This window comes from Streptomyces sp. NPDC026515, assembly GCF_055567595.1.
The window spans coordinates 1-19,539 of record NZ_JBVHQD010000003.1; the positions used below are offsets into that span (position 1 = coordinate 1).

General features: G+C 72.0%; 20 protein-coding genes and 3 pseudogenes. 9 read left to right on the forward strand and 14 right to left on the reverse strand.

Translation table 11 applies throughout. From position 1 onward, the window contains the following. On the reverse strand, positions 1-857 hold an 857-nt coding region (locus ACZ4O3_RS06005; protein ID WP_467721331.1), incomplete at its 3' end, for a maltotransferase domain-containing protein. Positions 858-959: 102 nt separating this feature from the next. After that, on the reverse strand, positions 960-1,253 hold the full coding sequence (locus ACZ4O3_RS06010; protein WP_362728843.1) for a DUF5133 domain-containing protein: 294 nt from the start codon (positions 1,251-1,253) through the stop codon (positions 960-962). Between the two features lie 303 nt (positions 1,254-1,556). On the opposite strand from ACZ4O3_RS06010, the gene ACZ4O3_RS06015 reads away from it, so the two are divergent. Together ACZ4O3_RS06015 and glgX are read left to right on the forward strand one after the other, a co-directional pair. Continuing rightward, on the forward strand, positions 1,557-2,060 hold the full coding sequence (locus tag ACZ4O3_RS06015) for a pep a2 (RefSeq protein ID WP_362728841.1): 504 nt from the start codon (positions 1,557-1,559) through the stop codon (positions 2,058-2,060). 23 nt (positions 2,061-2,083) lie between these two features. Continuing rightward, complete coding sequence (gene glgX / locus ACZ4O3_RS06020; protein WP_467721652.1) at positions 2,084-4,201, forward strand: glycogen debranching protein GlgX; 2,118 nt, start codon at positions 2,084-2,086, stop codon at positions 4,199-4,201. A gap of 21 nt (positions 4,202-4,222) precedes the next feature. Here glgX and ACZ4O3_RS06025 read toward each other — a convergent pair whose 3' ends face one another. After that, positions 4,223-5,035, reverse strand: coding sequence for a VOC family protein (locus tag ACZ4O3_RS06025; RefSeq protein WP_362725135.1), 813 nt, complete (start codon positions 5,033-5,035; stop codon positions 4,223-4,225). 129 nt (positions 5,036-5,164) lie between these two features. On the opposite strand from ACZ4O3_RS06025, the gene ACZ4O3_RS06030 reads away from it, so the two are divergent. Beyond that, complete coding sequence (locus ACZ4O3_RS06030) at positions 5,165-5,479, forward strand: ANTAR domain-containing protein (protein WP_467721333.1); 315 nt, start codon at positions 5,165-5,167, stop codon at positions 5,477-5,479. 3 nt (positions 5,480-5,482) lie between these two features. Here ACZ4O3_RS06030 and ACZ4O3_RS06035 read toward each other — a convergent pair whose 3' ends face one another. Further along, positions 5,483-6,292: a SigB/SigF/SigG family RNA polymerase sigma factor gene (locus ACZ4O3_RS06035; RefSeq protein ID WP_467721334.1), complete on the reverse strand. Its 810-nt coding sequence runs from the start codon at positions 6,290-6,292 to the stop codon at positions 5,483-5,485. Positions 6,293-6,555: 263 nt separating this feature from the next. On the opposite strand from ACZ4O3_RS06035, the gene ACZ4O3_RS06040 reads away from it, so the two are divergent. The 4 genes from ACZ4O3_RS06040 (at position 6,556) to ACZ4O3_RS06055 (ending at position 9,381) form a co-directional block, all read left to right on the forward strand. Further along, on the forward strand, positions 6,556-7,020 hold the full coding sequence (locus ACZ4O3_RS06040) for a MarR family winged helix-turn-helix transcriptional regulator (RefSeq protein ID WP_362725127.1): 465 nt from the start codon (positions 6,556-6,558) through the stop codon (positions 7,018-7,020). Continuing rightward, positions 7,017-7,844, forward strand: a complete 828-nt coding sequence (locus tag ACZ4O3_RS06045) for an ABC transporter ATP-binding protein (RefSeq protein WP_362725124.1) — start codon at positions 7,017-7,019, stop codon at positions 7,842-7,844. The genes ACZ4O3_RS06040 and ACZ4O3_RS06045 overlap by 4 nt, the downstream gene beginning before the upstream one ends. Continuing rightward, positions 7,804-8,655: an ABC transporter permease gene (locus ACZ4O3_RS06050; protein ID WP_362725121.1), complete on the forward strand. Its 852-nt coding sequence runs from the start codon at positions 7,804-7,806 to the stop codon at positions 8,653-8,655. The genes ACZ4O3_RS06045 and ACZ4O3_RS06050 overlap by 41 nt, the downstream gene beginning before the upstream one ends. Before the next feature lie 195 nt (positions 8,656-8,850). Then, entirely contained in the window at positions 8,851-9,381 is a 531-nt protein-coding gene (locus ACZ4O3_RS06055) for a hypothetical protein (protein WP_362725118.1), read from the forward strand. A gap of 55 nt (positions 9,382-9,436) precedes the next feature. On the opposite strand, the gene hemC is transcribed toward ACZ4O3_RS06055, so the two are convergent. The 10 genes and pseudogenes from hemC to ACZ4O3_RS06105 form a co-directional block, all read right to left on the reverse strand. Beyond that, positions 9,437-10,372: a hydroxymethylbilane synthase gene (gene hemC / locus ACZ4O3_RS06060; protein ID WP_362725115.1), complete on the reverse strand. Its 936-nt coding sequence runs from the start codon at positions 10,370-10,372 to the stop codon at positions 9,437-9,439. Between the two features lie 331 nt (positions 10,373-10,703). Then, positions 10,704-10,958: pseudogene (locus ACZ4O3_RS06065) on the reverse strand (hypothetical protein); the annotation flags it as partial. An 85-nt stretch (positions 10,959-11,043) separates the two neighbouring features. Continuing rightward, a complete protein-coding gene (locus ACZ4O3_RS06070) occupies positions 11,044-12,042 on the reverse strand; it encodes an SLAC1 family transporter (protein WP_467721336.1) in 999 nt (332 codons plus the stop codon). 278 nt (positions 12,043-12,320) lie between these two features. Next, on the reverse strand, positions 12,321-13,097 hold the full coding sequence (locus tag ACZ4O3_RS06075) for an NPP1 family protein (RefSeq protein WP_467721337.1): 777 nt from the start codon (positions 13,095-13,097) through the stop codon (positions 12,321-12,323). Positions 13,098-13,236: 139 nt separating this feature from the next. Next, on the reverse strand, positions 13,237-14,196 hold the full coding sequence (locus tag ACZ4O3_RS06080) for an ATP-dependent DNA ligase (RefSeq protein ID WP_467721653.1): 960 nt from the start codon (positions 14,194-14,196) through the stop codon (positions 13,237-13,239). Positions 14,197-14,467: 271 nt separating this feature from the next. Then, positions 14,468-15,936: pseudogene (locus ACZ4O3_RS06085) on the reverse strand (MFS transporter). Beyond that, positions 15,894-16,661 (reverse strand): helix-turn-helix domain-containing protein, encoded by a 768-nt coding sequence (locus tag ACZ4O3_RS06090; protein WP_467721338.1) that lies wholly within the window; start codon positions 16,659-16,661, stop codon positions 15,894-15,896. Before ACZ4O3_RS06090 ends, ACZ4O3_RS06085 begins: the two are co-directional and overlap by 43 nt. A 193-nt stretch (positions 16,662-16,854) precedes the next feature. Continuing rightward, entirely contained in the window at positions 16,855-17,265 is a 411-nt protein-coding gene (locus tag ACZ4O3_RS06095; RefSeq protein WP_362729271.1) for an SH3 domain-containing protein, read from the reverse strand. 128 nt (positions 17,266-17,393) lie between these two features. Then, a complete protein-coding gene (locus tag ACZ4O3_RS06100) occupies positions 17,394-17,648 on the reverse strand; it encodes a cupin domain-containing protein (protein WP_467721340.1) in 255 nt (84 codons plus the stop codon). A 108-nt stretch (positions 17,649-17,756) separates the two neighbouring features. Continuing rightward, positions 17,757-18,044 (reverse strand): putative quinol monooxygenase, encoded by a 288-nt coding sequence (locus ACZ4O3_RS06105; protein WP_467721341.1) that lies wholly within the window; start codon positions 18,042-18,044, stop codon positions 17,757-17,759. A 180-nt stretch (positions 18,045-18,224) separates the two neighbouring features. On the opposite strand from ACZ4O3_RS06105, the gene ACZ4O3_RS06110 reads away from it, so the two are divergent. Both ACZ4O3_RS06110 and ACZ4O3_RS06115 read left to right on the forward strand, forming a co-directional pair. Continuing rightward, a complete protein-coding gene (locus tag ACZ4O3_RS06110) occupies positions 18,225-18,950 on the forward strand; it encodes an aldehyde dehydrogenase family protein (protein ID WP_467721343.1) in 726 nt (241 codons plus the stop codon). Next, positions 18,938-19,523, forward strand: a pseudogene (locus tag ACZ4O3_RS06115) (aldehyde dehydrogenase family protein). The gene ACZ4O3_RS06110 and the pseudogene ACZ4O3_RS06115 overlap by 13 nt, the downstream one beginning before the upstream one ends. The last annotated feature ends 16 nt before the right edge of the window (positions 19,524-19,539 follow it).

The following is a 19,539-nucleotide window of genomic DNA, read 5'->3' on the forward strand; positions in this document are numbered from 1 at the left end:
AGGTCCGGGTGGACGGCGTCGTGTCCGCCCTCGGGGGAGCCGATCGCCCAGGGCACGCCGACGTCGTCGGGGGTGGGGGCGAGGGTGTTGTTGCGGCCCTTGCGGAAGGTGGTCCCGATGGGGTGGATCGGGGGGAGGTAGACGACGTCGAAGCCCATCTCCGCGATCGCCGGCAGGCGCCTGGCCGCGGTGCGGAACGTGCCGTGCGGCCGCTCGGGCGTGCCCTCCGAACGCGGGAAGAACTCGTACCAGGACCCGTACAGGGCCCGCTCCCGCTCCACCAGCAGCGGCAACGGCTCCGAACAGGTCACCAGCTCCCGCAGCGGATACCGGGCCAGGATCTCGTCCACGTCCGGGGCCAGCGCGCTCGCCAGCCGGGTGTGCAGGGGGAGGCTGTCGTCGCCCAGGGCCCGGGCCGCCGCCGCGACCCGCTCGCGCTCGGGTCCCGCGGGCATCCGGCCGGCCGCGCGCGCGTAGAGCTCGGTGCCCTCCTCCAGGACCAGACCGGTGTCGATGCCCGCCGGGATCTTGACCCGTGCGTGCCGTCGCCAGGTGGTCAGCGGTGCGCTCCAGGCCTCCACGTGATACGTCCAGCGGCCCGTCGCGTCCGGGGTGACCTCGGCGCCCCAGCGGTCGGTACCGGGGACCAGCTCCCGCATCGGGGCCCAGGGGCCGGCCCGGCCCGCGGGATCGCACAGCACCACATTGGCTCCGACGGCGTCCTGACCCTCGCGGAAGACGGTGGCGGTGACCTGGAAGGTCTCGCCGGGGACCGCCTTCGCCGGACGCCCGCCGCCGTCCACGGCCGGCCGTACGTCACGCACCGGGACACGGCCGATTGCCTCTGTCGCCTTCATGGGTCTCACCTCCGCCGTGTGCGGAGCCGGGCCCGGGGCCCGGCTCCGCGGTCCGTGGTGCACGGGAGGACGAGGTGTCCTCCCGCGGGGTCCGCCCGCGGATCACTGCCGCGCGGAACTCCGGTCCGAGGGCGGGCTCCGCCGGACCTTTCCGCTCAGCTGGGCCCGCCCGCCCTGGTCCCGGAGATAGGTGACGAGGCTGGTGCGCAGATAGCGCTCGGCCGCGTCCACCGCCTCCCGGGCGCATCGCTTGCCCATCAGCACACACAGCGTGTAGCCCGAGTCCTCGAAGGTGGACCGCACCTCGCGGTCCTGCGGCGAGGCGAGCATCACGCGCTCCCACGCCCGGTAGCGCCGCAGCTGCCGGGCCACCTCGGCCTTCGCGGGTAGCAGCATGGCCGTGTCGTTCCTTCCGACGCTCTCGAGTGGGCACGTGTCCCCGGGCGGGGAGCGTCCGGGCACGGAAGGGCACGGAGCCGTTACGGCGAATCGAGGCTTTCACTCATGGTGCACGGTTGACCTCGGAGCGTCTTGTTGGAGCTTCAACAACCTCATGCGTCTCTCAGGTTGCACGAATGGCGTAGCGACCGCACTGTGGGAAGTGACTCAGAAGCGATGAGTGCTCACGCTACGCGTCCGGAACGGATTTCCGGACGGGTGAGGGGAGCGGGAGCCGCGCCGGGTGAGGAGCAAGCGACAATGAAGACCGCAGTGCCCTGCTACTACCACCTCGACGTGGAGGTCAGCCCGGAACGGGTGGGACAGGTCAGCCGCATCCTGGCCGCCCATCTGCGCTACTGGGACCTCGACAACCTCGTGGACCGCGTCTGCCGCGGTGCCGAACTGCTGCTGACCGCCATCGACCATCATGCGACGGACAAGCACACGTCCATCGAGATGTGGTGGAACGGGCAGCACCTCATCACCGCCATCGGCGACGACGACCGTGACCTGCGCCCGGACCAGGACCTGCGGTCCTGCCTGGCGCACCTCGCCGCCACCAGCGACGGCTGGGGGTGCTGTGCCCCGGAGACCGGCAGCAAGATCATCTGGTTTTCGCAGCGAGCCCGGTCCGGTGAGCGCGTCCCGCTGGTCAAGACCGCGCCGTCGCCCAGCCTGCGCCGGACGCTGCGGGTGCCCCGCGCCTTCCCCGTCGCCCAGTTGGCCGCTTCCGCCGAGGGCGTTCTGGAGGGCGCCCGGTGACGGCTCGGAAGTCCCGGAAAGGGGTGTCCGTGTGGAGCGGGCACCCCTACCCGTTGGGTGCCTCCTTCGACGGGCAGGGCACCAACTTCGCCCTGTTCAGCGAGGTCGCCGAGCGGGTGGAGCTGGTCCTGGTGAACGATGACGGCACCCGGCGGGCGGTGCCGATCACCGAGGTCGACGGCTTCGTCTGGCACGCCTACCTGCCAGGCGTCGGGCCGGGACAGCGCTACGGATACCGGGTGACCGGCCCCTGGGACCCGGAGGTCGGGCACCGGTGCAATCCGGCGAAGCTGCTCCTGGATCCGTACGCGCGGGCGGTCGACGGTCAGATCGACAACCACGCCTCGCTGTACGAACGCACCCCGGGTGGACCGTCACCGGCCGACAGCGCCGGGCACTCCATGCTGGGTGTGGTCACCGACCCCTACTTCGACTGGGGTGACGACCGCCCGCCCCGGCGGTCCTACTCCGACTCGGTGATCTACGAGGCCCATGTCCGCGGCCTCACCCGCACCCATCCGGAGGTACCCGAGCGGCTCCGGGGCACTTACGCCGGTCTCGCGCATCCCGCGGTCATCGAGCACCTCACCTCGCTCGGCGTCACGGCCGTCGAGCTGATGCCGGTCCACCAGTTCGTGCAGGACGGGGTGTTGCAGGACCGGGGCCTGTCCAACTACTGGGGCTACAACACCATCGGCTACTTCGCCCCGCACAACGCCTACGGCGCCTTCGGCAGCCGGGGCCAGCAGGTCAACGAGTTCAAGGAGATGGTCAAGGCGCTGCACGCGGCCGGTCTCGAAGTGATCCTCGACGTGGTCTACAACCACACCGCCGAGGGCAACGAGATGGGCCCCACGCTGTCCTTCCGGGGCATCGACAACGCCTCCTACTACCGGCTGGTCGACGGCGACTGGGCGCACTACTACGACACCACCGGTACCGGCAACAGCCTGCTGATGCGGCATCCCTACGTCCTCCAGCTCATCATGGACTCGCTGCGGTACTGGGTGACCGAGATGCACGTCGACGGCTTCCGCTTCGACCTCGCGGCCACCCTGGCGAGGCAGTTCCACGAGGTGGACCGCCTCTCGGCGTTCTTCGACCTGATCCAGCAGGACCCGGTGATCAGCCGGGTCAAGCTCATCGCCGAGCCCTGGGACGTGGGGGAGGGCGGGTACCAGGTCGGCAACTTCCCGCCGCTGTGGTCGGAGTGGAACGGCAAGTACCGGGACGCCGTACGGGACTTCTGGCGGGCCGAGCCCGGCTCGCTCGGCGAGTTCGCCTCCCGGCTCACCGGCTCCTCCGACCTTTACCAGCACCGGGGGCGCAGGCCGCGCGCCAGCGTCAACTTCGTCACCGCGCACGACGGTTTCACCCTGCGCGACCTGGTGTCGTACAACGACAAGCACAACCAGGACAACGGCGAGAACAACCGGGACGGCGAGAGCCACAACCGGTCCTGGAACTGCGGCGCCGAGGGCAGCACCAAGGACCCGGCCGTGCTCGAACTCCGAGCCCGCCAGCAGCGCAACTTCCTGGCCACCCTGCTGCTCTCCCAGGGCATCCCGATGCTCAGCCACGGCGACGAACTCGGCCGCACCCAGCGCGGCAACAACAACGCCTACTGCCAGGACAACGAGGTCTCCTGGACCGACTGGGACCTCACCGAGGAGCAGCGGACGCTCAGCGACTTCACCCGGTACGTCATCGGGCTGCGCGCCGCCCACCCGGTGCTGCGCCGGCGCGGCTTCTTCCGCGGCGAGACCGCCGTGCACCGCGGACAGCCGCTGCCCGACCTGGTCTGGCTGCTGCCGGACGCCCGCGAGATGACCGACCGGGACTGGCAGCGCGCCGACGCGCACTCCGTGGGTGTCTTCCTGAACGGCGACGCCATCGCCGAACGCGACCCCTACGGGCGGCGCCTGGTCGACGACTCGTTCCTGCTGCTCCTCAACAGCTTCTGGGAACCGGTCGACTTCCGGCTGCCCGACGACTCCTACGGCGAGCGCTGGACGGCCCTCATCGACACCGCCGAGCCCGACGGCATCCCCGACGAACGCGAGCGGAAGGCGGGGACCAGGCTGCGCGCCGAGGCCCGCAGCCTGGTCCTGCTGTCCCGGCCCTCCCGCGGCAAGGCCTGAGGGGCCGGCGGCTCGGGAAGGTCAGGGGAGCTGCGGGCGGGCGGTCAAGGTGAACTGCGCCCCGTCCGGGTCGCGCAGGATGACCTCGGTGTCCTTCTCCTGGAGGACGCTGCCGCCGTGCTTCTCCGCCGCCCGGGCGCACTCGCCGACGTCGTTGACCGCGAAGTGGATCTGCCAGTGCGGCCGCACCGTGGGATCGGGGGCCGCCTCCACCGCCCCGGAGTCGATCCGGGCCACGGCATCGCCCCGGCTTCGCAGGACGACCTCGCCCCCCTCGTACTCCACCTCGCAGCAGCTGTGGTCCGAGGCCCAGCCCAGCACCTCGCCGTAGAAGATCGCCGAGTCGAAGGCGTTGCGGGTGTGCAGGCGGATGAAGGTCGGCGCGGCCTGCCGCCAGATCTCCCAGTTGGAGACCAGCTGGCCCTCCCAGATACCGAAGATCGCCCCGTCCCGGTCCGCGAGCAGCGCCGCACGGCCGGGCGGGAAGGACAGCGGCCCGACCGCCGGCGTGCCGCCGCGCTCGCGGGCCCTGGCGACCGCCTCGTCCGCGTTCTGGACGGCGAAGTACGGCGTCCAGGCCACCGCCATCTGCCACATGGCGGCGACCGCGGCGATGCCCGCGACCGGCACCCCGCCCGCCAGCGCGATCCGGAAGTGGTCGCCGAGCCGGACGCTGCGCCATCGCCAGCCCAGCACGGCGCTGTAGAAGTCCTCGGTGGTCCGCAGGTCACGGCTGGTCAGGCTCACCCAGCACGGGGAGCCGAAGACCGAGTCCGTGGAGATGACCTGCCGCTGCTTCTTCGCGGGGCCGGGGGCAGGCGTGTCGTTGTTCATGGCACTCGCGTCCTGGGGTCGGGGCCGGCCGGGGGAACCGGTCTGAGACAAGTGTCCAACCGGAAGCGGCAGGGGTGCCTGCCGAGTACCCCGGTGGCACTCGGCCAGACGAGTGGTGACGATGAGGGAGTGAGCGAGAACGAGGCGGACTCGGTCCTCCATCTCCAGGAGGAGATCGATCAGCTCAAGGAGGCCGTCGCCTCCCATGCCGTGGTGGACCAGGCGATCGGGATGGTGGTCGCGCTCGGCCGGGTCACCCCCGACGAGGGCTGGGAAGTGCTCAAGGAGGTCTCCCAGCACACCAACATCAAGCTTCGCAACGTCGCGGAGCTGATTCTCGTCTGGGGGCGCACCGGGGACATGCCCGCCGGGATCCGTGCCGAACTGGAGGACGCCCTCGACCGGTACGGGCCGACGCAGATCCCCGGCGCACCGCTCGGGTGAGGCTCAGCCCGTCTCGGCAAGCAGCTCTTCGCGCAGCCGCTCGACGCAGGCGGCGAGCAGGCGGGACACGTGCATCTGCGAGACGCCCAGCTGTTCGGCTATCCGGCTCTGCGTCATACCGCGGAAGAACCGCAGGTAGAGGATGAGCCGGTCGCGCTCGGGCAGTCCCTGGAGGCAGGGGCCGGCCGAGGTGCGGTCGACGACCAGGTCGTAGCCGGGGTCGGGGGCGCCCAGGGTGTCGCCCAGCGCGTAGCCGTCGGCGCCGGACACCTCGGCGTCCAGCGACAGGGCCGAGAAGCAGTCCAGGGCCTCCATCCCGGCGCGCACCTCGCTCTCGGTGAGCTGCGCCCGCTCGGCGATGTCCGCGACGGTGGGCGCCTCGCCCGGGGAGGTCTGGTCCAGCTCCTTGAGGGCACCCCGGACCCGGTTGCGCAGCTCCTGGACCCGGCGCGGTACATGCAGGGTCCACATGTGGTCGCGGAAGTGGCGCTTGATCTCGCCGGTGATCGTCGGCACCGCGTACGCCTCGAAGGCCCGCCCGCGCGCCGGGTCGTAGTGGTCGACCGCCTTGACCAGCCCCAGCGCGGCGACCTGGCAGAGGTCCTCGACGGCCTCCCCGCGGCCCCGGAACCGTACGGCGATCCGCTGGGCCATGGGCAGCCACAGCTCGACCAGCTCGTCCCGCAGGGCCCTGCGCTCGGGGCCTTCGGGCAGCCCGGCGAGCCGGACGAAGTCCGCTGCCGTGTCGGGGGCGTCGTCGTGCGGATGGGGCTTGGGGGTGGCAGCGGTGGTGATGGCGGTGGTGACACGCATGGCGTGCACCTCCTCAAGCGGGTGCTGTGTGGACGGACACCTGGGAGACACGCCACCCGGACCCCGGGAGAGCACGGGGGCACCGGCGGAAAGCGGCTCCCACACACGTGCCTCCGGTCCGAAGCACTCTTCACCAAATGCCCTGAAAGGGGTAAAGGAAAACATTCACCAAAAAAGGTGAGATTGCTCTCACTTCTTGACGTCCGACCGCTTGACCGTTCCTTGGTGGGGATTACCTCTGTAGCAGAGGTAATCTTCCAGGTGTGACATCGCAGACCACGGAGACCTTCCCGGAAGAGCTGGCCGGCGCGCTCGTCGGGATCCAGAGGCTGATCCGCCGCCGACTACGCCGCGGGCTCGCGCTGCCCCGGCTGCGCGGTGCCGAGGTGGAGCTGCTGCGTCTGGTCGAGTCGCGGCCCGGGATCGGTATCTCGGACGCGGCCAGGGAGCTGTTTCTGGCGGGCAACTCGGTGTCGACCCTGGTCAACCAGCTGGTCAAGGACGGCTTCCTGCTCCGGGAGACCGACCCCGCCGACCGGCGGGCCGCCCGGCTGCTGCTGACCGGGGCCGCCGAGAAGCGGCTCGCCGACTGGCAGCGGCGCCGCGCGGACCTCGTCGTCAGCAGTGTCTCCCGGCTCGACGAGGCAGACCGGGCGGCGCTCGAAGCCGCGCTCCCGGCGCTGCGCAGGCTGGCCGTCACCCTGCACGAGGAGGCCGAGGAATCATGACGCCGGACACCACCGCGGTCGCCTGCACGGGGCTCACCTACACCTTCGGCGAGACCAAGGCCGTGGACGGGCTGGACCTGACCGTCGGCCAGGGCGAGGTCTTCGGGCTGCTCGGCCCCAACGGCGCCGGAAAGACCACCGCCATCCGCTGCATCACCACCCTGCTTCCCGTTCCCGCCGGGATGGTCCGCGTCTTCGGCCACGACACCGGGCGGGAACGGATGGCCGTGCGCAGACTGCTCGGCTACGTCCCGCAGCAGCTGTCCGCCGACAGCGGGCTCACCGGGCGCGAGAACGTCGCCCTGTTCGCGCGGGTCTTCGACGTCTCCCGGCGCGAGCGCGGCGAACGGGTCGCACAGGCCCTGGAGGCCGTCGACCTCACCGACGCCGCCGACCGGCTGGCCGGCACCTACTCGGGCGGCATGGTCCGCCGGCTCGAACTGGCACAGGCCCTGGTCAGCGCGCCCCGGCTGCTGATCCTCGACGAGCCGACCATCGGCCTCGACCCGATCGCCCGCACCAGCGTGTGGGACCAGATCAACGCCGTACGCGAAGCCACCGGCATGACCGTCCTGGTCACCACCCACTACATGGACGAGGCCGACCAGCACTGCGGCCGGGTCGGCCTGATGCACCGGGGCCGCATCCGCGCCCTCGGCACCCCCGACGAACTCAGGCGCGGCCTCGCCGAACGGCAGGGCACCGACACCCTGCCCACCCTCGAAGACGTCTTCCGCGACGTGGCCGGAAGCGGTCTCGACGACCAGTCAGGAGGTTTCCGCGATGTCCGAAGCACCCGCCGCACCGCGAAGCGCGTCGGCTGAGGGCCCGGCGGCCTCCCTGCTGCTGACGCCGCCCGAGCCGCGCTCCGGGTGGCGGCTGCTGCCGGCCCGGGTCGTCGCCATGTGCGCCGTCGAGCTGCAAAAGCTCCGCCACGACCGCACCGAGCTCTACACCCGGGCGATACAGCCCGCCCTGTGGCTGCTGATCTTCGGGCAGACCTTCACCCGGATCAAGGCGATACCCACCGGCGGCATCCCCTACATCGACTACCTCGCGCCCGGCATCATCGCGCAGTCCGCGATGTTCATCGCGATCTTCTACGGCATCCAGATCATCTGGGAACGCGACGCCGGCATCCTCAACAAGCTCCTCGTCACCCCCACCCCGCGCTCGGCCCTCATCACCGGCAAGGCCTTCGCGGCCGGGGTGAAGTCCCTGATCCAGGCCGTCGTGGTGATCGTCATCGCCGCGATCCTCGGGGTCTCGCTCACCTGGAACCCGCTGAAGCTGCTCGGGGTCGGGCTGGCCGTCGTCCTCGCCTCCGCGTTCTTCTCCTGCCTCTCGATGAGCATCGCGGGCATCGTCCTCAGCCGTGACCGGCTGATGGGCATCGGACAGGCGATCACCATGCCGCTGTTCTTCGGCTCCAACGCCCTCTATCCGGTGGCGATCATGCCGGGCTGGCTCCAGGTGGTCAGCAAGATCAACCCGCTGAGCTACCAGGTCGACGCCCTGCGCGGGCTGCTGCTCGGTACGCCCTCGCACCTCGGCCTCGACTTCGCCGTACTGGCGGTGGCCGCGGCGCTCGGCATCACCGCCGCCTCCTCGCTGCTGGGCCGCCTGGCCCGCTGATCTTGCGGTGGGCGGGATGCCGACGTGATGTGCGGCACGCGCCTGCGTCCCGCCCCGGAGTCCCGGGGCGGGATAACCGCTGCGCAACGCTTTGATCAGCGATCAAAGCGGGCGAACCCCCTGGCCACAGCGCATTCCACGCATTTGACAGTGTGCTGAGCACACAGATAAACAGCGTGGGTCGAGAGGGGCACTGTGTACGAGCCGAACGTGGTCGGGGACTGGCACGAGTACGACGAGCATGCCGGTCTGCGGGTCCGCGTCCACCGCCTGGAGGCAGCCGAACCGCCGCGTGGCCGGGACGACGCCGCCGCCGGGCTGACGTACTTCAGTGTCCGGGTGACCGTGGAGAACCGCGGGCCCCGTCACTTCAGCGTCCAGCTGGAAGACGGCCAGATCGACGTGCGGGTGGGCCCCGACGGGGAGGGTGCGGTCATCGACTGGCGCAGTTCCCAGTTCATCGAGGGCTTCGACGTCTACCCGCTGCGCCGCGCGACCGCCGTGCTCTACGCCGCCGGACCCGAGGCCGCCCTCACCCAGGTCGACATCCAGATCCAGCTGCGGGTCGACGAGGACTGGACCGACCGGCGGCTGTGGGCGGGCGGCATCGGCGTACTGGAGTCGACCGCCCCCACCGCCTGCCAGAGCGCCGCACCGGGCAGCCTGGCCCACCAGGTGAGCGCCTTCCTCAAGGACCAGACGGAGCCCGGCCCGACCACTGCCTGAGTGCCGACGCGCTCCGGAAGGGCCGACGGTACGCCCTCACACCGCCGACCGGGTTCTAGTGCGGAATGCCGTCGATGATCTCGCGGGCGCCCTGACGCAGCAGGGCCACGGCGACCGAGGTGCCGAGCGTGGCCGGGTCGAGACGGCCGGCCCACTCGTGCGCGTTCAGCCGGGTCTTGCCGTCCGGGGTGAACACGCAGGCGCGCAGCGACAGTTCACCGCCGCCGTCCACCCGGGCGTACCCGGCGATCGGGCTGTTGCAGTGCCCCTGGAGGACGTGCAGGAACATCCGCTCCGCGGAGGCCTCCCGGTAGGTGTCCGGGTCACCGAGCCCGCTCACCACGTCGATCAGGTCGGCGTCCCCCTCCCGGCACTGCAGCGCGAGGATGCCCGCACCGATGGGCGGCATCATCGTCTCCGGGTCGAGGACCTCGGTGATCACGTCCGTACGGTCGATCCGCTCCAGGCCCGACACGGCGAGCAGCAGGGCGTCGGCCTCCCCGGCGGCGAGCTTCTCCAGGCGCCGGTTGGCGTTGCCGCGGAACGGCACGCACTCCAGATGCGGATGGGTGGCCGCCAGCTGGGCGATCCGGCGGACCGCGGAGGTGCCGATCCGGGTGCCCGGCGGCAGCTGGTCCAGGGTCAGCCCGCCCGGGTGGACGAGGGCGTCACGGATGTCGTCGCGCTTGAGGAACGCCGCGAACACCGTCCCGGCGGGCAACGGCCGGTCCGCCGGCACGTCCTTCACACAGTGCACGGCGAGATCCGCCGCACCGGCGAGCAGCGCGGCGTCCACCTCCTTGGTGAAGGCCCCCTTGCCCTCCACCAGCGACAGGTCGCCCAGCCACTTGTCGCCGGTCGTCTTCACCGGCACGACCTCGGTGCGCACCTGTGGATGGAGGGTGGCCAACTCGGCCCGGACCCGGGCCACCTGAGCGAGCGCCATCGGAGAATCGCGGGAGACGATACGGATCAACTCTGGCACGGACATGGGGACACGATAGACCTCGGTGGCCGCGGCGGATTCCGACATCCTGTCGGCGGCCCCCGGCGCGGCGGGCCGCCGCCACACGGCCGGGGCGGGTGCCGGGGTCGACGACCTGCCTGTCCTGTCCGTCCGGCTCGCCGCGGCGGGGCCGTCGGCGGCGGGTGAAGGCGACGTCGCGGCGTTCGACGGAGGACTCCACGCCGTCGGCGGCGCCGGCGGAGTTCATCAGCCGGGCGGGGTCGGGCTGGAACCGGGCCGCTGGCGTGGCGTCTGCCTGCCCGCGGGCCCGGACCCGGCCCGCTCGACGGCCGTGGGTGGGCCCGTCGGGAAGGACCTCCTGGACCAGACCGATGCGGTACGCCTCGGCGGTACCGAAGCCCTCGCCGGTCAGGATGCAGCGCATGGCGATGGCCCAGCCCGTCGCACGCGGGAAGCGGAACGTGGCCCCGCCGAAGGGATGGCTGCCGCGGCGGACCGCCGGTCCGGCCGACGGCGCGGTCCGCCGCCACGCGGATGCAGGCCTCCAGCAGCACTTCGATGCCCGCCGTGCGCGCCCGGCCCGGGGGTCCGTCGCGCCGCCAGGGGGCACGGCCGCCGTCCCGCTCGACGGTGACCGTGACGGCCTGTTCCGATGCGGGGCTCGAGCGTGCGCACGCCGTGCCGGCGCCGCCGCGTCAGGTCCCGCGGACGGACCGGGCCGGGGCGGGATCGGCCGGCACCCGGGGAAGGAAATCGCGCCGGACCAGACCGAGGACGGTACGGGCCGCGAGCGCGGCGAGCGCCGACGTGGCGATCGCCAGCACCAGACAGGTCAGGACCTTCTGCCCGTGGACGTGTTCCACGGCCAGCCAGTGGATGCCGTCGGTGAAGGCGGCCGCGTAGGAGAAGGCGAACGCCCAGTGGCCGGGCCCGAAAGGCACCCGCCGGTAGGTGCTCGCCAGGCCGATCTGCACCAGGATCATCAGGACCGCGTATCCGGCGAGAAGCTCGGCGACGAGATCGAGCCGGCCGCCGTTGACGGCGAACCACGCGTTGCCCGCGACCACCGGCGGGGCGACTTCGATGGCCATGGTCGGCAGCAGCGGAGGAGGCAGCGCCGGCTGGGTGAAGAGCCGCAGCAGGAGGATCGACCCCAGGACGAACCAGCAGATCAGCCCGTAACCCAGCATCAGGTGCGACAACGTGGTCCACCCGAGGACGGCACTGCAGGCGGCCGCGATCAGGCCGCCCGCGACCGTGGGCAGGAAGTAGCCCGGATGCCACTGCGCGAGCTGGGTGTCGGAGCGGATCCACAGACTCGTCAGCCATGCGCCGAGGAGGACGGTGAGCACCAGGCCGACCGCGTAGACGATCTCGCCGGCGGTACGCGCGTGCGGGGCGAGACCGATTCCCAGCAGCATCGGCACGATCACGGCGAGAGCCGTGAACGGGCCGGTGGTCGGGTCCGGGACCTCCGAACGCAGCCGTCCCTGGGCGACCACGTTGCGCAGATAGGTCACCACGGTCACCAGCCAGACCACCGCCGCGAGGATCCACAGCACGTACGACGGCCAGGCCGGTGCGTCGATGGCGTCCGCGGCGGCGCTCCAGGCCTGGGCCAGGCCGGCGATCCCGAAGCCGATACCGAAGAGGTTGGGCGCCAGCCGATACGGGGAAGGCCTCGTCCTCGTCATGTCGCCCCACTTCCTCCGGTGGGCTTCCCGGCGCCGGGCTCCCCTTCGCCGGGCCCGGACCGAAAGGGTGTCGTTCCCATCTGACTACCGGCAACTCGAGCGTGCAAGCGGGTGAAGGGCGCCAGGGACGCGCCGGGTGCGGGGTGCGGGGTGCGGGGTGCGGGGTGCGGGGTGCGGGGTGCGGGGCCCGGTCCGGCCAGGGCCCGGCCACGGCGCTGTGCACGCACCGCCGTCGTGCGCGCACAGCGCCTCGGACCTGCCTCGGACTACCGGCGGGGTCAGGCGTTGGGGTCGAAGGTGATTCCGGACGGCTTCGCCGAACTGAGATGGGAGGCGAAACTCGCGTCCTTCAGGCCGAAGTTGGCGCTGCCGAAGTCGTGGGTGCTCAACTTGTCGCGAAGGCCCGCCGGATAGCCGTTCCAGCCGACCAGCGGCGGGTACTGCCAGGTGCCCTTGTGGTTCTCCGGCGGCTCGTCGTTGGGGTTGGCCAGCCGGAAGCAGTGCGTGCTGACGCCGTCCTTGTGGTAGACGATCTTCGCGTGGGTGCCGTCGAAGCGGACCTCGGACGCCGCGTGCACGGTGAACGAGCCGTGGTTGGAGGTCGACACGTACATGATCTGGCCGCTCTGCACCCACACCACGACGTGCTCCCAGTCGTGCCGGTGCCCGCCGATGCTGCTGCCCGCGATCGCCTGGTCCTTCTCGAAGTACAGGCCGTACATGTAGGCGCACCAGCCGTTGTTGCACTTGTAGCGCGAGTAGCTGTTGGTGTTGTCGAGGTCGGAGGCGTCCCGGCACGAGCCGTTGAGCGCGCCGGTCGGGTTGAGGCCGCCGTTGACCGTGCCGTCGGGGCCGATCGCGGGCGTCGAATAGCAGCCGTCGGTGTCGTAGTCGAAGGCCGGCTGGTAGGTCTTCTCGACCGTCTCGGCGTTGGCGGGCAGCGCCTGCGGCGGGGCGGCGAAGGCGGCGGCGGGGAAGGCGACGACCAGGGCGGCGGCACCGGCGAGACCGGTCAGCCATCTGCGGCGACCGATGCGGAACGTCCGTGACGACACGGAGGCCTCCAACTGCTGTGGGGAAAGGGACGTTCAGCTTCCCCTTCGGTCAAGGGCTTGCCAAGACGGTCCGGGCGTCCCGTTGGTGAAGCCCCGCCCAACAGTCGGTCGCCGGCGGCCGGTTCGGTGTCGGCGCCGGTCAGTCGAAGCCCGCCGGCAGGTCCGCCGCCGACTCCGCGGGCGCGAGGTCCGGGCGCAGCCGCAGCCAGGACGGCTGGCGCAGCAGTCCGGCGCGGGTGCGGGTGCTGTAGTTGACCTCGCCGACCAGCCGGGGCAGCACCCAGTGGGCGCCCGGGACCGACGGAGCCGGGTCGAAGGGACAGACGTCGGTGGCGGCGGCTCGCAACAGCGCGGCCAGTTCGGTCCGTTCGGCCTCGCTCCAGCCGGTGCCCACCCCGCCGACGTACCGCAACCGCCCGTCGGCGGCCCGCTGCCCGGCCAGCACCGCGCCCGGCAGTCCGGCCAGCCGGCCCTTGCCCGGCAGCCAGCCGCCGACGATCACGTCCTCGGCACGCATGTTCCGGATCTTGACCCAGGCACGGGAGCGCACCCCCGGCTCGTACACCGAGTCCAGCCGCTTGCAGACCAGGCCCTCGAGGCCGTGCTCCCGGGTGGCCCGCAGCGCTTCGGCGCCGTGTCCGACGAGGGCTCCGGGCGTCGACCAGCAGGGCCCGTCGAGCCCGAGCGACTCAAGCCGGGTCCGCCGCTGAGCGTAGGGCACCCTCAGCAGGGGGCTGCCCTCCAGATGCAGCACGTCGAACAGCACCAGGTGGACCGGGACCCGGGCCGCCATCCGGGCCGCCCGGGCCGGGGCGTGGGCCAGGCCCATCCGGCTCTGCAGCAGCTGGAAGTCGGCGCGTCCGCTGTCGTCGAGCGCCAGCACCTCGCCGTCCAGGACCGCCGGGACGCGGCCCAGCATCCCGCCCAGCGGGCTCAGTTCGGGATAGGCGGCGGTGATGTCCTCGCCGGACCGGGCGCGCAGCAGCAGGCCGCCGTCGCCGGGCAGGTAGACGACCGCGCGCTGGCCGTCCTGCTTGGTCTCGTACGCCCATCTGGCGTCCTGCGCGGCGGGCGGCAGCCTGCCGGGCGTGGCGAGCATGGGCGGGATCAGCGGCAGGGTGGTGGTCACGGCAGAAGATGTGAACCGGCCGCGGCCGTGGCACGCGTCCCGGGGCGCCGGTTCCCCCGAACAGCCTTCAGGAGGGCTCACCGGGGACGGCACCCGCGGCGGCCCCGGTGAACCCCCGACATGGGTCGGGTCAGCTCGTGGGCGTGCCGGCCCGCCACCAGACGCTGGACGCGGGTACGCCGGAGCGTGCCCGGGGAGCGGGCCGTCCGCCGACGGCACGGCCCGCTCCCTCACGACCCGCTCAGTGCACGGACTCGGCCGCCGGTTCGGCGGGTACCGGAGCGGGCTGCGCGTCCGCGGGCCGGCGGCCGGGCAGGAAGGAGGCGAGGACGAGGGCGAGCAGGGCCGCCCCCGCACCGACCGCCATGACCGTCTTGAACGCGTTCTCGGACGGCAGGGAGGTGTCGCCGAGGCTGATGGTCAGGTGTGCCAGGATCACGCCGGCGACGGCGCTGGCCACCGACGTGCCGATGGACCGCATCAGGGTGTTGAGGCTGTTGGCGGCGGCCGTCCCCGACGACGCCGGGACGGCACCCATGATCAGCGCGGGCATCGCGCCGTAGGCGAAGCCGATGCCGGCCCCGATGACGCAGGAGACCAGGACCAGGTGCCAGACCTCGGACATCAGGAGGATGTTCAGGCCGTGGCCCGCGGCGACGGTCACCGCACCGGTCATCAGCGTGATCTTCGGGCCCCGCGCCTCGGTGATGGCGGCCGGGACGGGGGCGAAGGCCGTCATGACCAGTCCCTGCGGGGCCATCACCAGACCGACGGTCATCATCGACCTGCCGAGGCCGTAGCCGGTCTGGGCCGGCAGCTGGAGCAGCCGCGGCAGCACCAGGGACATCGCGAACACCGAGAGGCCGAACGCGATCGGGGCGAGGTTGGTGAACAGCACCTGACGCCGGACCGTGGTGCGCAGGTCGGCCAGCGGCTGGGCGGTGCGCAGTTCGAAGAAGCCCCAGGCGGCCAGGACCACGACCGCGAGTGCGAACAGGCCGAGCGTGGTGCCGCTCGCCCAGCCCCGGTCGGCGCCCTTGGACACGGCGAGCAGCAGCGAGGCGAGGCCGGCCGCGAGACCCACGGCACCGACGGCGTCGAAACGGCCGCCCGAGCGCACCGCGGACTCCGGTACGAGCAGCAGGACCAGCGCGAAGGCGACGACACCGAGGGTGGCGGAGGTCCGGAAGAGCACGTGCCGGTCGAAGTGGCCCGCGATGGCCGCGGCCGGCAGGCCCAGCGCGCCACCGACGCCCAGTGAGGCGCTCATCAGCGCGGTGGAGCCCGCCAGGCGCTCCGGCGGGAGTTCGTCGCACATGATGCTGATGCCCAGCGGCACCACGGATGCGGCGAGACCCTGCAGAGCACGGCCGACGATCATCGGGACCAGCGAGTCGCTCAGCGCGGCCACCACCGAACCGGAGACCGGCAGCACCAGGCTGACCAGCAGCATCAACCGCTTGCCGGACATGTCACCGAGACGGCCGGCCACCGCGGCGGCCAGCAGGGTCGCCGTCACCGCCCAGGCCGCGTCGGACGCCGCGAGGCGTTCAGGTACTTCGGCAGCTCCGGGACGATCGGGATCACCAGGGTCTGCATCAGCGAGACGGTGATGCCGGCCAGGGCCGGCACCGCCACCACCGCGTTCGGACCGGAGCGTGCCGGTCTCACTCCTCCAGGTCGCCGGGCCCGGCCTCCAGTCCGGTGCACGCCAGCCTCCCCTCGACGTCCGCACACGCCTCCACCCCCCGGGGTGTCGGCACCGCGAGCATCGGGCTGGTGTAGCCGACGGAGTCGTCGGCGGGATAACTCGCGGAGAGCACGTCCTGCCCGGTCCGGACCGAGACCTCCCGGGCGTGCGGGGTGTGCATCCGCACCTCCGACCAGGCCGTGCCGCAGGCGGCGGAGTAGCGAAGCCGGACGTCGTACGCGGTGCCGGTGACCCTGCTCTTGGTCTGCGCGTCCCGGGCGCACGCCGAGGTGTCCGGCAACTCGCCCTGGCAGGACCGCCCGTGGCAGCGCGGCGCGCCCGACACCGGCTGCGCGCCCTGGGTGGCACGCCGGTCCGACACGCTCACGGCGGCCGCCGTCACCCCGGCCAGTGCGAGCAGTGCCAGCGCGGTCAGCGGCAGCCGCCACCACCGCCTCGTCCGGGGCGCCTGCGGTGCGGGGACCGCGGCCGGCTGCTCCTCGGCGGCCTCGCACAGCGCCAGTACGGCCGCCGGATCGACGCCCGCCAGCCGGGCCAGGGCCTCAACGGCCGGGCGCGGTGGCCGTTTCGCGCCGCTCAGATAGCGGTGCCAGGCGGACTTGCTGTACGGGGTGCGCGCGGCCAGTGCCGCCAGGCTCAGTCCCGTACGCTCCTTCAGCTCACGCAGGTTTGCCGCCGGTGACTCGTCGGGTGGGGTGGTGGTCGCGCCTTCGGAGTGCCGCATGTGGCGTGCCTCGACTTCATTACGCTATGGGCGTTTCGCCCCTGTTGTCGGAATGGCTTCCCCTCGGTGCCGGGGCCGCAACCCGCGAACAGGTGTGAAGACGGTGAATCAGGGGGTGCATGCCGAAGGCCTGTTCGGAAACGGCGTTCCCGAACAGGCCTCGGCGGTCAGGCGGTACGGCGGGACGGACCCGTCAGCACCACGGAACGGCGTGGCCGATCCGGACGTAGTGGCCGGAGACGTACCCCTTGCGGTGCGGGAGCCGGTACCAGGTGTGGTTGCCGCGCACCGAACCGCCGTACGTCTTGCAGGCCACCGGGACCAGCCGGTTGCTGTGACGGTGACCGACCACGTGGTAGCGGGTGCTCGGGCCGGACCGGACGTTGAGCCGGACGTGGCGGGTGGTCACCCGGCCCACGGTGCGGTAGTTGTGGTGGCGCTGTGCCGCCGGGGCGGGCAGGGTGGTGTAGTTGTAGTACTGGATGATTCCGTGCGGGGCCGGAATCGGCGCGGCGGCGCTGGCGGGGGCCGCCCCCAGCGAGGGCAGGAACGCGAACACCGCGATGGTGGCCAGCAGGCCGCTCTTCAGGATCCGACGGGACATGGAAACCTCCGTGCTGTCGTCCTCGTGACCACGAACGGTGATCACGATTCGGAGGATTGCCATGGCCGACGGCGGTCATGTCGTCCCTGCGTTCCCCGGGACGCCTGGGACGTTCCCGGGGACGGGGCTCAGCCCGTCCGGTCGTGGGCGGAGAGGCGCTCGACCGTCTTTCCCGTCCGAGTGAAGGTCCGGGTGACGTATCCCGACGAGTACACCCACAGGATCCGCAGCGGGGTGTCCCCGACGTTGCGGAACAGGTGGGAAACGGGAGACGGGACGCAGGTGGTGTCGAACCGCTCCAGCCGGGTCACCTCGCCGTCCACCCACACCTCCGCCTCACCCTCCAGGACGGTCACGCGCTCGTCGCAGTTGTGCGAGTGCAAGGGCGCTCCGGAGCCCACCGGACAGACACCGCGCCCCGCACGGGCACGAGGACGCGCGAGCAACCACGCTCCACCCGCTCCCATCCCGCAACACCAGCCCGGCAGAGGCTAAAGCACCTCCGCAGAAGTCACCGTGCGCTCCGTCAGCAGCGGCAGCACCACACCTGTGATCACCTCGGCGAAGTGGGCCGAGGCCCGGTGCGCCTCGAACCCCTCCCGGTCCGCGTACCGCTCGTACAGCAGGAACCCGCCCGGCTCGCCCTCCACGGCGTGCACCTCGTACATCAGGTTCGCCGGCTCGGTGCGCGTGGCCTGGCGCGCCTCGAGAAGCGCGGCGCGCACCGTCGCCGCGTCGGCGGCGGAGCAGCGGTAGTGGGCGACAACGGCGTATGTCATGGGTTTCCTCCAGGAGACGTGTCCGGCCCGCCGATTCCAGCATGGATCATGAGCCCGACGGCCCGCGCACGGCGCAACCAATACCTGCCCCAACGGGGCTGGTGGACCCGCTCCCACATGGTGTCTCGCCGCATCCGGCCCGCACGGGCGGCGCCGCGGACGACGAAGGAAGTGATCTCCATGCGCACGCTGGAATCCCTCTTGGGCGGGGAGTGGACGAGGACCGGCGAATGGATCGACGTCCGCGATCCCGCCGGCGTCCGCACCCCGCTCGATCGGGTTCCGGTCCTGTCCGTGAAGGACGTCATCCGCGCCTGCGACCACGCCGAGCGCGGCTTCGCGGCCCGGAGGCGCACCAGCCCCTTCGAACGGGTCCGGATCCTGACCGAGGCGACCGGCGAGACCCTCAAGGCCGTCGAGTCCCTGGAGCACTACGCCGGTGTGGCCCGGCAGGGCTACGGCATCCTCCTGCACGACGTACGCCCGAACCACCGTACGCACACCCAGCGCAAGCCGATCGGCGTGATCCTGGTGATCAGCCCCTGGAACGACCCGCTGATCACCCCGGCCCGCAAGCTCGCCCCGCTGCTCGCCTGCACTTCGCCCGCGCCCTGCACGACGCGGCCTGCCCGCCGGGTGCTCAACGTGGTCACGGGCCGGACCGCCGAGATCGAGGAGGCGCTCCCGGACGACCCGAGGATCGCCGGCGTCACCTTCACCGGGTCCAACGGCGTCGGCAACCGGATACGGCGCCGGCTCGCCGACCGCTCCGTCCGCTTCCAGGGCGGACTCGGCGGCGAGAACGCCTCGGTGGTCCTGCGTGACCCCGCCCGGCCGCCGCCAAGGCGGTCGGCGCCGCTTCCTTCGGCCAGGCCGGCCAGCGCTGCACCGCCATCAGCCGGGTGATCGTCGCGCTGCCGGTGTACGACGAGTTCCTCGCGCTGCCGCTCGCGGAGGTGGCGGCGCTGACGGTCGGTCCGGGCACCGACCCGGCGGCCTCGGTGCCCGCTGGCCGGTCCGAAGCAGCGCGACGGTGTCCTCGCGGACCTGGGCAGGGCGGTGGCGGAGGGCGCGAGCGTGCTCACCGGAGGGCGGGTGGCCGCCGAGCGGCCCCACGGCTGTTACGTGGAGCCCACCGTCCTCGCGGACATCACCCCGACGACGGCCCTCTGGCGCGTCTTCGCACCGGTCCTCGCCGTGCGCGCGGTCGACGACTTCGAGGCGGCGGTCGCGGCGGTCGACGACTCCGTCTTCGGCCTCGCCGCCGCGGTGTTCACCCGCGGCCTGGCCTCGGCGTACCGCTTCGCCGAGGATGCCGAGTGCGGGCAGGTCGCCGTCGACACGACGACCACCGGCTGGGACGTGCACCTGCCGTTCGGGGGGTTCCACGATTCCGGCACGGGCTACAGGGAGCAGGGCGAGGAAGTCCTGAGGTTCTCCACCCGCGTCAAGACGGTGGCCGTGCACTTCGGCGCCTGAGCAGGACAAGAGAGAG

Bases quoted from the DNA above. Each gene is read 5' to 3' on its own strand.
- ACZ4O3_RS06080 (WP_467721653.1), bottom strand. From the start codon at position 14,196: ATGCTCGCCACGCCCGGCAGGCTGCCGCCCGCCGCGCAGGACGCCAGA.
- ACZ4O3_RS06035 (WP_467721334.1), bottom strand. From the start codon at position 6,292: ATGCGTGTCACCACCGCCATCACCACCGCTGCCACCCCCAAGCCCCAT.
- ACZ4O3_RS06090 (WP_467721338.1), bottom strand. From the start codon at position 16,661: ATGCGGCACTCCGAAGGCGCGACCACCACCCCACCCGACGAGTCACCG.
- ACZ4O3_RS06045 (WP_362725124.1), top strand. From the start codon at position 7,017: ATGACGCCGGACACCACCGCGGTCGCCTGCACGGGGCTCACCTACACC.
- ACZ4O3_RS06070 (WP_467721336.1), bottom strand. From the start codon at position 12,042: ATGACGAGGACGAGGCCTTCCCCGTATCGGCTGGCGCCCAACCTCTTC.
- ACZ4O3_RS06095 (WP_362729271.1), bottom strand. From the start codon at position 17,265: ATGTCCCGTCGGATCCTGAAGAGCGGCCTGCTGGCCACCATCGCGGTG.
- ACZ4O3_RS06010 (WP_362728843.1), bottom strand. From the start codon at position 1,253: ATGCTGCTACCCGCGAAGGCCGAGGTGGCCCGGCAGCTGCGGCGCTAC.
- ACZ4O3_RS06105 (WP_467721341.1), bottom strand. From the start codon at position 18,044: ATGACATACGCCGTTGTCGCCCACTACCGCTGCTCCGCCGCCGACGCG.
- ACZ4O3_RS06050 (WP_362725121.1), top strand. From the start codon at position 7,804: ATGTCCGAAGCACCCGCCGCACCGCGAAGCGCGTCGGCTGAGGGCCCG.
- hemC (WP_362725115.1), bottom strand. From the start codon at position 10,372: ATGTCCGTGCCAGAGTTGATCCGTATCGTCTCCCGCGATTCTCCGATG.
- ACZ4O3_RS06015 (WP_362728841.1), top strand. From the start codon at position 1,557: ATGAAGACCGCAGTGCCCTGCTACTACCACCTCGACGTGGAGGTCAGC.
- ACZ4O3_RS06110 (WP_467721343.1), top strand. From the start codon at position 18,225: ATGCGCACGCTGGAATCCCTCTTGGGCGGGGAGTGGACGAGGACCGGC.
- ACZ4O3_RS06025 (WP_362725135.1), bottom strand. From the start codon at position 5,035: ATGAACAACGACACGCCTGCCCCCGGCCCCGCGAAGAAGCAGCGGCAG.